Source organism: Pseudomonas sp. PS02302, assembly GCF_029959585.1.
In the GTDB taxonomy this organism is placed as follows: Bacteria; Pseudomonadota; Gammaproteobacteria; order Pseudomonadales; family Pseudomonadaceae; genus Chryseomonas; species Chryseomonas aestiva.
Genome location: NZ_JASCON010000111.1, coordinates 1 through 13841 on the forward strand (window position 1 = coordinate 1; position 13841 = coordinate 13841).

Sequence of the window (13841 nt, forward strand, 5' to 3'; positions counted from 1 at the left end):
GGGGCGGCGGGCCGGGCGGGGGGGCGCGGGCCACCCGCGCCCCGCCCCGGGGGGCGCGGTCGCCCCGCGGGAACCGGCCCCTGCACCCGCCGTACCAGAAGAACCCGCGCCTGACGCCGAGCGCAGCCGGGACCCGCTGCGAGTGGACAGCGGTCGCTTCAACCAGATTCTCGCCCTCACCAGCGAAGCCCGGGTCATGGGCCTCGGCCTGCATGGCCTGCTCCAGGGCTTCCAGGGCTATCGCGGCGAATTGCAGGGCCTGTTCGGCCAGGCCCAGGCGGTCAGCAGCGAAATGCGTCAGCGCCAGGAAGGCCTGCTCGATCGCTATCAGCAGCAGCTGCAGGCCCTGGAAGCCTACGAACGGCGCCTGCTCGGGGTCTGTCAGGGACTGCTGGACGAAGTGCTGGGGGTGCGCATGCGCCCGCTGCGCGATGCCGTCCAGGGTTTTCCGCGGCTGGTGCGCGACCTGGCCCGGGGCCTGGACAAGGATGCCGTGCTGCAGGTGGACGGCGCCGACACCCTGATCGATCGGGAGGTGCTGGCGCGACTGGAAAGCCCGCTCAACCACCTCTTGCGCAACGCCGTCGACCACGGCCTGGAAACCCCGGCCGAACGCCGCGCCCTGGGCAAGCCCGAGTGCGGGCAGATCCGCCTGGAGGCCCGCCATGTCGCCGGGCGCCTGCAGGTCAGCCTGCACGACGACGGCCGTGGCCTGGACCTGGAGCGCATCCGCGCCGCGGTCATCGCCCGGCGCCTGAGTCCGCCGCCGGTGGCCGCCGAGCTGAGCCCGGCCGAATTGCTGGAGTTCCTGCTGCTGCCCGGCTTCAGTCTCAAGGAGACGGTGACCGAGCTGTCCGGTCGCGGGGTGGGTCTGGACGTGGTGGCCGACGCCATTCGCGCCCTGGATGGCGAGGTGCGCCTGGAAACCCGGCCGGGGCTGGGCTTCAGTACCCACCTGCTGGTACCGGTCAGTCGCTCCATCGTCCGGGCGCTGATCGTCGACATCGCCGGCGAGGCCTATGCTCTGCCGGTCAATCGCATCGAACGGGTGCTGCGCCTGGACCCAGGCGAGGTGCACTCGCTGGAGGGCAAGGCCTTCTTCCTGCTCGGCGAGGATCGCCTAGGGCTGGTCGCGGCGCATCAGTTGCTGGAACTGGACGGCGCGCCGCCCACCGGCGATCTCGCCGTGCTGGTGATCGGCAGCGGCGAGCGGCGCTATGGCCTGGTGGTGGATCGCCTGCGCGGCGAACAGGGCCTGGCGCTCAAGCCGCTGGACGAGATCTTCGGCAAGCTGCGCTCGGTCATCGCCGGGGCGCTGCTTGACGACGGCAGTCCGGTGCTCCTGCTGGACGTCGCCGACCTGCTCACCGGCATCGAGCGACTGCTCGGCGAGGGCCGCCTGCGGCAGGTGCAGAGCGGCGCGGCCACGGACAACCGCAGGGTCAAGCGAGTCCTGGTGGTGGACGATTCCCTCACCGTGCGCGAGATGGAGCGCAAGCTCCTGGAAGGCCAGGGTTATCAGGTGGAGGTGGCGGTGGACGGCATGGACGGCTGGAACGCCGTGCGCGCCGGTGAATTCGACATGCTGCTGTCGGATATCGACATGCCGCGCATGAACGGTATCGAGCTGGTGGAACTGGTGCGCCGCGATCCGCGTCTGCATGCCCTGCCGGTGATGATCGTCTCCTACAAGGATCGCCCGGAGGATCGGCTCAAGGGCATGCAGGCCGGTGCCGACTACTATCTGACCAAGGGCAGCTTCCACGACGACGCCCTGATCACCGCCGTGCAGGACCTCATCGGAGCCCCATGAGAATCGCCATCGTCAACGATCTGCTGCTCGCCACCGAGGCCTTGCGTCGCCTGCTGATCGGCGACGGGCGCCATACGGTCGCCTGGATCGCCCATGACGGCGAGGAAGCCGTGGCGCGCTGCGCCGAGGACCGCCCGGATCTGATCCTCATGGATCTGCAGATGCCCCGCCTGGACGGCATCGAGGCGACGCGCCGGATCATGGCGCAGTCACCCTGCGCCATCCTCATGGTCACCGCCACCCCCGACGACTGCGAGGGGGTGTTTCGCGCCATGGGCGCCGGCGCCCTCGACGTGACCGCTACCCCGGCCTTGAGCGGCGGTGCCGATGGTGGCGCCCTGCTGCGCAAGATCGCCCGTATCGAACCCCTGGTGCGGCTGCCCGAACGACCCGCGCGCCCGCCCCAGGCCACCGCTGCCACGCCAAGCACCGCGGCCGAGGCCACCAGCGACAGCCTGGTGGCCATCGGTGCCTCCACGGGTGGACCGGCGGCCCTGGTCAGCCTGTTCGAGGCCTGGGCGCCCACCAAGGAGGCCAGCGTGGTGCTGGTGCAGCATATCGACCGCCGCTTCGCCCCCAGTTTCATCGGTTGGCTCGGCACCCAGATCGCCTGGCCGGTCACCGCCGCCATGCCCGGCGCCCTGCCGGAGCCCGGCCACGTCGCCGTGGCCCTGGGTGACGATCACCTGCTGCTGGATGAGCGCGGCCGCTTCGCCTATACCGCCGAGCCGGTGGACTACCCCTATCGTCCCTCGGTGGATGTGTTCTTTACCCAGCTCGCCAGCCACCCGCTGCGGGCCAGCAAGGCCCTGGGCATCCTGCTGACCGGCATGGGCCGCGATGGCGCCAGCGGTCTCTATGCCCTGCGCCAGAGCGGCTGCCCGACACTGGCCCAGGACGAAGCCAGTTGCGCCGTATACGGCATGCCCGCGGCTGCGGTTAGAATGGGCGCCGCGGAGCGCATTCTCAGCCCCGCGCAGATCGGCGCCTGGCTGCAAAGACGCTTCGGCAACGGCTCGCGTAAGATGACATGAAAGGTCGCCAACAGGAGCGTTGGACGGCGCAGTGGCAGGGATTGGCCAAGAAGAGACGCGGGACGCCCGACCCCGCCCGCACAAGGACTCGCAGTAATGGCCACGCATGAGGGTAACGCCCAGGACAGCCTGAACGCACCCAAGGTGCGCCTGCTGCTGGTGGACGATCAGTTGATCATCATCGAAGCCTTGCGGCGGATGATCGCCGATCAGCCCGACATCGAGCTGCATTACTGCCTGGACGCGCACCAGGCGGTCAACATGGCCCTGCAACTCAAGCCCACGGTGGTCTTGCAGGACCTGATCATGCCCGAGATCGACGGTCTGGAAACGGTCAGGCGCTTCCGCGCCGAACCGGCACTGCGCGACGTGCCCATCGTGGTGCTCTCCTCCAAGGAGGACCCCCAGGTCAAGGCGCAGAGCTTTGCCACGGGTGCCAACGACTATCTGGTCAAGCTGCCCGACAAGCTGGAACTGCTGGCGCGGGTACGCTACCACTCCGAGGCCCACGTCCTGCGCGCCCAGCGCGACGAGGCCTTTCGCTTCCTGCGCGAGAGCCAGCGCCAGCTCGCCGAAGCCAATATCCAGTTGCAGAAGCTGGTGGCCATCGACAGCCTTACCGGCATCAATAACCGCCGCCATTTCGACCAGACCTACGAAGGCGAATGGCTGCGCGCCCGGCGCAATCGCCAGCCGCTGGCGCTGCTGCTGTGCGATGTCGACCACTTCAAGCGCTACAACGACACCTATGGCCATCTCAGCGGCGATCTCTGCCTGAAGAAGGTGGCGGCGGTGCTCACCGAGCAGCTCAAGCGCCCGGCCGACCTGGTGGCCCGCTACGGCGGTGAGGAATTCGCCATGGTGCTGCCGGAGACCGACGCCGAGGGTGCGCTCAAGGTCGCCGAAGCCTGCCGTGCCGGGGTCGAACGGCTGCAGGTGGCGCACTCCGGCAGTGACCTCGGCTTCGTCACCATCTCCATCGGCGTCGGCAGCATCCAGCCGCAGAGTGGCGACGATCACGAAGCCTTCATCGAATGCACCGACCAGGCGCTGTACCAGGCCAAGGCCGAAGGCCGCAACCGGGTGCATCTGGTCAAGGGCGGCAAGGACCTGGCGCCCTAGGGCGTTTCGCCAAACGGCTAGAAGCTGCGACTCACCAGCCGATTACGCCCTTCGGCCTTGGCCTGGTAGAGCAGGTTGTCGGCGGCCTTGAGCAGGCCCTCCGGGGTCTGTTCGGGGGTCGGATTGCAGCAGGCCAGGCCCATGCTCATGGTCAGCCAGAGACGGTCCTCCGCCAGCGGATGGGCGATGCGCAATTCGGCGATGCCCTGCCGGCAGCGCTCCAGCACCGCTTCCGCCGCCGTGCGCGAGGCGCCGGGTAGCAAGAGCACGAACTCCTCCCCGCCATAGCGCGCCAGGCAGTCCCGCTCGCGGATGCGCTGCTCCAGCACCTGGGCGACCCGCGCCAGCGCCTGATCCCCGGCGCCGTGGCCGTGGGTATCGTTGTACTGCTTGAAGTAATCAATATCGAGCATGGCGATGGCCAGCGAACCCCGCCGGCTGACCGCCAGCTGCCACTCGATCATCAGCTGCTCGTCGAAGCGGCGCCGATTGCCCACCGCGGTCAGCGGATCCATGTGCGCCAGTTCCTCGAGCAGCCGCCGCTGACGGGCCAGCTGCAGGTGCAGCCGCACCCGCGCCAGCACGGCCAGCGGATTGAAGGGCTTCTGGATGAAGTCGCTGGCGCCCAGCTCGAAACACTCCACCTCGCGGTGCAGGTCGTTGGCCGCGGTGATGAAGATCACCGGGATGGCGCTGGTCTCGGCGCGGCGCTTGAACAGCTGGATCAGCTGCAGGCCGTCGATGCCCGGCATCACCACGTCCAGCAGGATCAGGTCGGGGTGTTCGCGGGCGGCCTTGGTCAGCGCCTGGACCCCGCTCTTGGCCAGCATGATGCGCGCCTCGTTGCGCAGCAGATCACCGAGGACGCGCAGATTGCTCTTCTGATCGTCGACGATGAGGATCAACGGCAGCTCGGGACGACGCCCCTCCATCGGCAACTATCCCGACCGCTTTCCGGCGTGCCGCACCCGCCGCAGCAGATCCGCGGTGGCATCGGCGGCATGTTCGAACTCGACGTCGTTCACCCACTCGCGGATCCGTACCACATCGGCGCTGTGGGGCGTGCTCACGCAGGCGCGCAGCAGGGTGTCGAGCACCTCCTCGGCGGCGAAGTCCGACGTCTGCAAGAGTCCGACCAGGCGTTCGAGCAGGGCTTCCAGCTCCTCGACGGCGGCCTCGTCGCCGCTGGCGACCTCGACCAGGATCTCGTCGAGCGACGCCAGGCACCGCTCGGCCTCGGCCTGCAGGCGGCCCACGTCCTCGCCGATGGGCTGGGCCAGCCGGATCCGGGTGGTCAGGCGTTGCGCCGCGTCCTGCAAGGCGATGGCGCCGACATAGGCGGCGGTGGCCTGCAGGCCGTGGGCGCACTCGAACAGCGCGGTGACATCGTCGGCCGCACGCCAGGCGGCGATCCGCCCGGGCAGTTCGGCCTGTTGCACGCGGAAATCCCGCATCAGCTGTTCATAGAGTTCGGCGCTGCCGCGCAGCAGGCGCAATGCCGACTCGGGTTCGAGCACCGCACTGGCCCGCGCCCGTGCCAGCACGCCGATCTCCTTCACGTCCCCCCCCTCTTCCACCGCCTTGCGCTCGGCGCGCTGCAGCTGCTCGAGATTGGCCCAGGCGGCGATGATGCGGAACAGCTCGGCGGGATCGAGCGGCTTGACCAGGTGATCGTTCATGCCCGCATCCAGGCACCGCTCGCGATCGCCCGGCAGGCCATTGGCGGTCATGGCGATGACCGGCAGCGCGGCCAGCGCCGGGCGGGTGCGCAATTCGCGGGTGGCCGACAGGCCGTCCAGGCGCGGCATATGGACATCCATCAGTACCAGGTCGTAGCGCTGCCGCTCCAGCTGGTCCAGCGCCGCCTGGCCGTCTTCGGCCACGTCGATCAGGATGCCGCTGCCCTGCAGGAAGCCGATGACCACCTGGCGATTGATGGCGTTGTCGTCCACCAGCAGCAGACGAATGCCCTGCAGATCCACCACGCTCTGGCCCACCGTCGACGCGGCGACCGATGCCAGGCCCAGCCCGGACAGCAGTCGCTGCACGGCGGGACCGGTGACCGGTTTGTCGAGGAGTTCCAGACCCGGCAGATCCTCGCCCAGGCTGCGCACCTCCTCCGCCTCGTAGGGCGAGGCCAGCAGGGTCAGCGCCAGCTCCGGCTGACGGAAGCGCAACTGGCGCGCCAGTGCCAGGCCATCCTCGGCGCCCAGGCGCCAGTCGACGATGGCCAGTTCGAAGACCGTCGTGGCCATGGCCGCCAGGGCCTGCTCGGTGGATTCCGCTTCCACCACCTGCATGCCCAGTTCGCGCAGGCGTTGCCCCAGGGTGCGCCGGGCCAGGCCGTGGTCGTCCACCAGCAGGACCTGCCGCGGCGTCTGGCTGGGCAGTCGCTCCGGCTCGCCCACCACCGGCAGGGTCAGACGCAGGGTAAAGCAGGAGCCGCGCCCGGCTTCGCTATGGACTTCGAGGGTGCCACCCATGAGTTCGGTGAGCTGGCGGGAGATCGCCAGGCCCAGGCCGGTACCGCCGTAGCGACGGCTGATGGAGCCATCCGCCTGGGTGAAGGGCTGGAAGAGTTGCGCCTGCTGCGCCTCGGTCAGGCCGATGCCGGTGTCTTCCACCGCCAGGCTGAAATGGGCACGACCCGCTTCGCAGACGGCACCGACGCGGATCAGCACATGGCCCCGCTCGGTGAACTTGACCGCATTGCTCAGCAGATTGACCAGCACCTGCTGCAGGCGCAGCGGATCGCCTTCCAGCGCCAGGGGAATGTCCGGACCGCAATCCAGCACCAGTTCGACGCCCTTCTCGTGGGCCTTGATGGCACAGAGATTGAGCGTGCGTTCGAGCACCTTGGCCAGGTTGAAGCCCAGTTGTTCGAGCTGGGTACCCCCGGCTTCGTTGCGCGAATAGTCGAGGACGTCGTTGATCACCCCCAGCAGGGTCTCGCCGGAGTCAAGGATCTTGCCAACATGGCCACGCTGCTCGCCGGACAACCGGGTGCCCAGGGTCAGGCGGCTGAGGCCGATCACCGCATTGAGCGGGGTGCGAATCTCGTGACTCATGGTCGCCAGGAACAGCGACTTGGCCGCTGCCGCTTCCTCGGCACGGATGCGCGCCTGGTCCAGCTCGAGGGTCCGTTCGCCGACGCGCTGCTCCAGGGTTTCGTAGATCTGCGCGTGCTCCAGGGAGATCGCCGCCTGGGTGGCCAGGATGCCCAGTACCTGCAGCCGACCCGGGGTGAAGGCCTGGGCCAGCAGGTTGTTTTCCAGATAGAGGATGCCGATCAGGCGACCCTGGCGCAGCACCGGCAGGCAGCAGACCGAGCGCGGACGCCGGGCGCGGATGTAGGCGTCGCGGACGAAGCGGCCGGCGCGGGCGGCGTCATCGAGGATCACCGGTTCGCGGTGACGGATCACGTGGGACACCAGGGTCAGGGGCACCAGGCCCTCGCCGGAGTCCTGTTCGTTCAGCGCCAGTGGCAGCCCCTGCAGCACCTTGGGCTCGGCCGAGCTGCTGCAGATCGAGGCCTGCACCAGCCAGCGACCGCCCTCGGGCAACAGCAGCAGGCCATGCTGGGCGCCGCCCTCCTCCAAGATGATGCGCATCATCCGCGCCAGCAGCTGATCCAGCGCCAGCTCGTTAGAGATGGTCTGCAGCGACTTGAGCACCGACAGCCAGTCCAGCCGCATCATCTCGCTGGTGGCCTGGCCCTGGGTGCGCTGCACCGTCAGGGCAGTCGCCTCGGCCACGCGCAGCCAGTGGGGGAATTCGTTCTCCAGCGCCTGAGCCTTGGCCGCAGCGCCCCAGTGCAGATAGCTGCGCTGGGCATCCTGCAGATAGGTCCGGGCGATCCGCGGACGCTGCTGTTCCAGCCAGAAGCGCCCATAGAGTTCCTCGGCCAGCGCCGCGCCCTGGCGAAAGCCGTGCAACCGCGCGGATTCCAGGGCCTGTTCATAGAGATCCATGGCCGCTTCGACCCGGCCCTCGCGGCGCGCCCGCTCGGCGGCCACCAGGTCGCGCTTGTGGGCGAAGTTTTCCGGGCAGTGCGCCGCCCAGCCGTTCAGCCGTTCCTGGGCGACCTCGACCTTGGCCAGCGCCTCGCCCGCCAGTTCGCCCTCGGCCAGCACGATCAGCGCCTGATAGAAGGCGTGCTCGGCGATGCTGAACCAGCCGAAACTCGCCGCCAGCGAGGCTTCCATGGCTTCGGCGTGCTGCCGCGCCTGGGGTAGCCGACGGAACAGCAGCGCCGCCTGCATCTTGTTGAAGTCGTAGTAGTTCAGACAGAGCACATGGCCGCTATCCTGCATCTGCCGCACCAGCGCCGCTTCGTCCTGGCCCTCTTCGTCCCAGGTCTCCTGACCCGGGGTGAGCCCCTGCAGCAGACGCAGCGACTGGCGCAGGATGGTGAAGATCTCCAGGGTGTTGGGATCGCCGATGCCCAGCAGGATCCGCTCGATCTCCGCGGTTTCGCCGAGGATGTCGTCCAGCGGCGCCCCGGCGTGCTGCAGGTGCTTGAGGATGTGGAAGGCGCTGTAGGCGGTGAAGATGATCTCGCCGGTGCGCTGGCCGGCGGCCAGGGCCTCGCGCAGCAGGGCGACGTTGTCCGCGATGGGGCTCGACCAGGGACTGTTGGTCACCGCGAACATGGTGTAGACCTTGCACTTGAGCGGCAGGTTGCCGGTGCGGTCGACCAGGTCGACGGCCAGGCGCCCGACCTGGTAACCCAGCTCGTAGCGGCCATGGAAGGCCGACAGCAGCGATCCATAGTTGGCATAGCCGAAGGGCGAGAGATCGCCGTTGCCGTACTGGATCGACAGTTTGACGATGCGCATGACCGCCAGCAGGCTCGTCGGCAGGTCGACGTTGATCGCCGGCCCCCAGAGCAGGCCCAGCAGGCGAATCAGCAACTGGGCACGCGGATCTTCCATGCGTGGCAGGTCGAGCAGGGCCGCCGGATGGTGCTCGGCGAGCCAGGCCTCGACCTCGGCGCTGTCGGCGCCGATGGCCTGGTTGATCGCGTCCGGCGCCTCCGGCCAGGGCTCGTCCAGCACCTGGATGCCGGCCTTGGCCACCACCAGGGCTTCGGTGAAGCGCCCGAGGCCGCTATAGAGGTCGATCTGCAGGGCCCGCACCCCGGCTTCCTCGAAGATGGTGCGCGCCCGCGGCAGCAGCAGTTCGCAGATGCGCAGGGCTTCGTGGGCATCGCCACAGAGGTGCGCGACCTCGGCCCATTCCCGATGCAGCTGGAACAGCAGCTCATGGCGGCTCTCCCAGGCCGCGTCGTCGATCAGCGCGACCGCCGTGCGCAGGAACTCCTGGGCGGCGGGATAGGCGTTGGCCTGGCGCGCCTTGCGGGCGGCGTCCAGATTGAGCTCCAGCAGCTGCAGCCGCTCGGCGGGCGTCTCGATCAGCGCCAGCGCCAGGTTGAGGTGATTGACCGCGTCCAGCCGCGTGGCGCTGCCTTCGGCGAGATACAGCTGACCGGCGCGCAGGTGGACCCGCTCGCGCTCGGCGGGCGCCAGCAGCGAGTGAGCGGCATGGCGTACCTGATCGTGCAGGAAACTGTAGTGCGTGGGCGTCTGTTCCCCCGCCGGGCCGTCTTCGGGCTCGGTGAGCAGGCCTTCCTGCACCAGCGCCTGGCAGAGACGGCGGATGTCCGCGGGCGATTCCACCATCAGCGCGGCGAGGCGATCGCTGGAGAAATGGGTGCCCAGACAGGCTGCCCACTGCAGCAGTCGCGAGGTGCTGGCCGGCAGGTCCTGAAGCTTGCCGACCATGAAGTCGACGACATTGTCGTAGACGTCCAGGGCCTGGAGGCGGGCCAGCTCCCAGTGCCACTGACCGTGCTCGCCGTCGAATTCCAGCAGGCCTTCCTGCTGCAGACTGCGCAGCAACTGCTCGATGAAGAAGGGATTGCCGAGGGTCTTGTCCAGGCAGAGACCGGCCAGGGCCGCCTGCTCGTCCGCCGGCGCCGGCAGCAGTTCGGCGATGAGTCGCTCGATCTCCACCCGTGACAGCGGACCCAGCGACAGGGTGCGGATCAGCGCCGCGCCGAGCAGGCGCTCCAGGGCGCTGCCGGCGAGCTGTTCTTCACGATGGGTCGCCACCAGCAGCAACGGCCCCTGGTCGGTCCGCGCCAGCAGGCGCTCGATCAGGCGTAGCGACGCGCTGTCGGCCCACTGCAGGTCGTCCAGCCAGAGCAGCAGCGGCCGGGTATCGGCGGCAAAGGCCAGCAGCAGCGCGATCACGGCTTCGTCGAAACGTTGTTCGGCCTGGTGCGGCGGCAGTTCGGCCACCGGTGCCTGGGGTCCGAGCCAGGTGGCCAGCTCGGGCGAGACCTCGGTCAATACCCCGGCGTTGCCACCCAGGGCCTCGACCAGGCGATCGGCGAAGGCCTCGCCCAGGCTCTGGCCGACCTCGACCAGCTCGCGCACCGCCTGGCGCAGGGCGCCATAGGGCACGCCGCTGCCAAGGGTCTCGAACTTGCCATGGGCGAGCAGCACCCGCTCACCCTGACGGCGGACGAAGGCCTGCACCAGCGCCGATTTGCCCACCCCGGAACTGCCGCTGACGAAGACCGCTTCGATCCGGCCCAGGGTCGCCCGCGCCAGCGCCTCTTCGAGCAGGCGCAGCGGGGCGCCGCGGCCCTGCAGGGTGCGTACCGGCATCAGCCGGGCCGGCGGGTCCTGCTCGCCGAGGGCGAAGGGTGCCCGCTCACCGGCCTGATGGGCCGCCTGGCAGCGCTGCAGGTCGCGCAGGATGCCGAAGCAGCCCTGGTAGCGTTCCTCGGCGGCCTTGGCCATGAGCTTGTCCACCAGCGCCGCAAGCATCGGCGGTACCGTCGGCACCCGCTCGACCAGCGAGGGCGCACGCATCGCCAGGTGCGCATGCACCAATTCGAGGGGGTCCTGGGCGCGAAACGGCGGCTCGCCCGCGAGCATCTCGTAGAAGGTCACGCCCAGGGCATAGAAGTCGCTGCGATAGTCCTGGTGGCGCCCGGTCCGCCCGCTCTGCTCCGGGGCCAGATAGGTGAGCGATCCCTCCAGGCGGGCATCGCTGCCATGGACCGCGCCAAAGACCGTGGCGATGCCCAGATCGGTCAGCCGCAGGCTGCCCGTGGTGCAGTTGCAGACGATGTTGCGGGGATTGAGATCGTTGTGGGCGATGCGCAGTCGGTGCAGCCGCGCCAGGGCACGGACGATGGCCAGCGCCCAGTCGAAGAAGTCATCCAGCGCCAGCGGTCCGGCGGCGAGCAACCCGGCGAGATCGGTGCCGCCGATGTCTTCGAGCACCAGCACCTGGCGGCCCTGGTATTCCAGCAGCTCCAGGGCAGCGCTCACCGCCCCGCTGGCACTGGCGCGGCGGGTCAGTTCGAATTCGTGGCGCAGCCCGGCCTGGGCCTGGGGCGTGGGATAGTCGGCGGCCAGCTGCTTGAGGATCACCGGCTGACCATCGGCCAGGCGTGTGCCACGGTAGATCAGGGCATGGCGGCTTTCGCTCACCTGCGCCTTGCAGCTGTAGCCTGGAATCCTCAACACCGCGTTCGCCTCGATCCTCGGCCGACCGGGGATACCGGATCGGCGCCTCAACTATTTCCGTTGCCTTGCTAAAGTCTCAAGGGAACTTTTCGATAAAGTGATATTACCCTAGCCATCATCTGGCTTACGTCCACTGGTGCAACAATTTGCACACTTCGGAGCATTACGCATGGACGCTATACCTTCCGTCCGCAAGATCGCCATCTTGGGCGGCGGCGTGTCCGCCGTCACCACCGCCTTTCGTCTTACGAGTGAGCCCAACTGGCAGGACCGTTACCAGATCACCCTGTACCAGCAGGGCTGGCGTCTTGGCGGCAAGGGGGCCAGCGGACGCAACGCGACCGACCACCAGCGCATCGAGGAACACGGCATCCATGTCTGGTTCGGCTTCTACTACAACGCCTTCCACAGCCTGAGGCAGTGCTACGAGGAACTGGACCGGCCTGCCGGCGCGCCGCTGGCGACCCTCGACGAGGCCTTCTTCGCGCATTCCCATACCGCCTTCGCCGATGCCTTCCACGGGCAGTGGACCACCTGGTCCATCGATACCCTGGCCCTGCCCGGCAAGCCGGGCGAGGGCTGGAATCCCAAGCCCTTCATGGCCGCCCTCGGCGATCTGCTGGAGTGGCTGCTGCGGCTGGGCGAGGTGGACGACACCCCGGCCGCCACCGCGCCAGGCGGCCTGTTCGCCCGCCTGCGCGCGCACTGCCGGGAGGAATTGCAGGAGCTGGCCCTCAAAGAGGCGGAGCACCAGTTGCAGCAGGCCCGCACGGCGCTGCCCGACGGCGTCGACCATCCCGTGCTGCTGGCGTTGCTGCGCAGGCTTCGCGGCCTGCTCGGCGACATCCTGCACGACCGCAGCCAGACCCACGTCAAGGCCCACCGGCTGTGGCTGCTGATGGATTTCGGCCTGACCGTACTCATCGGCATGCTCACCGACGAGGTCTATGTCAAGGGCTTCGCGGCGCTCAACGGGGAAACCTTCCAGGCCTGGCTGAGCCGCCACGGCGCCAGCGCCGCGACCCTCGACGGCGCGGTGCTCAAGTCCCTGCACGGTGGCATCTTCGCCTATCGCGACGGCAACCTCGCCCAACCCGACGTAGAGGCCGGCACCGTGCTACGCGCCGCCCTGCTGGCCCTGACCACGGCCAAGGGCTCCTTCATCTGGCGCATGCAGGCCGGCATGGGTGATGTGGTCTTCGCGCCCTACTACGAGGTGCTCGCCCGCCGCGGCGTGGACTTCCGCTTCTTCCACCAGGTCACCGGCATCGAAGCGGTGGACGACGGTCAGGGGCCGCGGGTGACGCGCCTGCAGATCCAGCGCCAGGTCACCCTCAAGGGCGACGCCTACCAACCGCTGGTGGACGTCAAGGGCCTGCCCTGCTGGCCTTCGGCGCCGCTGTACGACCAGCTCGACGACCAGATCGCCCGGGAGCTGCAGGCTGGCCAGATCAATCTGGAATCCAACTGGAGCGGCTGGCAGGGCGTCGAGCAGCTGGAGCTGCAGGTCGATCGCGACTTCGACGAGGTGGTGCTGGGGATCTCCGTGGCCGGCCTGGCCGACCTCGCCCCCAGCCTGTGCGCCCTGGACCCGGCCTTCGCGCGCATGACCGGGCAGGTGGCCACCGTCGCCACCCAGGCGGTACAGCTCTGGCAGAACCGCGACGCCTGGCAACTGGGCTGGAGTGGCTCGCCTCAGGGTGGGCAGGCGCCCGAGCTGCTGGGCTTCGCCGCCCAGGCGATGGACTCCTGGGCGGATGTCAGCTACCTGGTGGACCGCGAAGACTGGTCGAGCGGCACGCCACCGGCTGATATCAGCTATTTCTGCGGGGTTTTCGCCGCCAAGGCCGCCCCGCCCATCGGCAAAAAAGATGACTATCCGCAGCAGGAGGCCGCCAAGGTGAAGCAGGCCTTCCTCGACCTCATGAACGGCAACCTGGGCGCCTACTGGCCGGCAGCCGTGACCCCCGCGGGCTATCGCTGGGACTTCCTGCTGGCGCCCGCCGAGGTCCAGGGCGCGGCGCGCTTCGACTATCAATACTGGCGGGCCAACGTCGATCCCAGCGAGCGCTATGTGCAGAGCGTGGCCGGCAGCAGCCGCTATCGCCTGGCCACCGACGGCAGCGTCTGCCGCAACCTCTATCTGACCGGCGACTGGATCGACAACGGCTTCAACATGGGCTGCGTGGAGTCGGCGACCCTATCCGGCCTGCAGACCGCGCGTGCCCTGCTCGGCCACCGCGAGGTCCTGCCCGGCGAGGACGCCTTCCAGTAGCGCCACCGCCTGGACCGCCGCGCGCGCGGCGCCGCGGGCCACCCCCGGCGGGG

At 68.9% G+C, this 13841-nt stretch carries 6 protein-coding genes; 4 read left to right on the forward strand and 2 right to left on the reverse strand.

Annotated elements, in window-relative coordinates; all coding sequences use genetic code 11:
- The 3 genes from QMX82_RS24030 to QMX82_RS24040 form a co-directional block, all read left to right on the forward strand.
- Positions 1–1813 (forward strand): hybrid sensor histidine kinase/response regulator (locus tag QMX82_RS24030; protein ID WP_282288261.1); only part of this gene is annotated, 1813 nt, incomplete at its 5' end.
- Positions 1810–2847, forward strand: coding sequence for a chemotaxis-specific protein-glutamate methyltransferase CheB (gene cheB, locus QMX82_RS24035; RefSeq protein WP_282288263.1), 1038 nt, complete (start codon positions 1810–1812; stop codon positions 2845–2847). The genes QMX82_RS24030 and cheB, both read left to right, overlap by 4 nt.
- Positions 2848–2943: 96 nt before the next feature.
- Positions 2944–3969: a GGDEF domain-containing response regulator gene (locus QMX82_RS24040; RefSeq protein WP_282288265.1), complete on the forward strand. Its 1026-nt coding sequence runs from the start codon at positions 2944–2946 to the stop codon at positions 3967–3969.
- 17 nt (positions 3970–3986) lie between these two features.
- On the opposite strand, the gene QMX82_RS24045 is transcribed toward QMX82_RS24040, so the two are convergent.
- Complete coding sequence (locus tag QMX82_RS24045; RefSeq protein WP_208691688.1) at positions 3987–4901, reverse strand: diguanylate cyclase domain-containing protein; 915 nt, start codon at positions 4899–4901, stop codon at positions 3987–3989.
- Between the two features lie 6 nt (positions 4902–4907).
- Entirely contained in the window at positions 4908–11513 is a 6606-nt protein-coding gene (locus tag QMX82_RS24050; protein WP_282288272.1) for a response regulator, read from the reverse strand.
- 169 nt (positions 11514–11682) lie between these two features.
- On the opposite strand from QMX82_RS24050, the gene QMX82_RS24055 reads away from it, so the two are divergent.
- Positions 11683–13788, forward strand: coding sequence for an NAD(P)-binding protein (locus QMX82_RS24055; protein ID WP_282288275.1), 2106 nt, complete (start codon positions 11683–11685; stop codon positions 13786–13788).
- Positions 13789–13841: the final 53 nt, after the last annotated feature.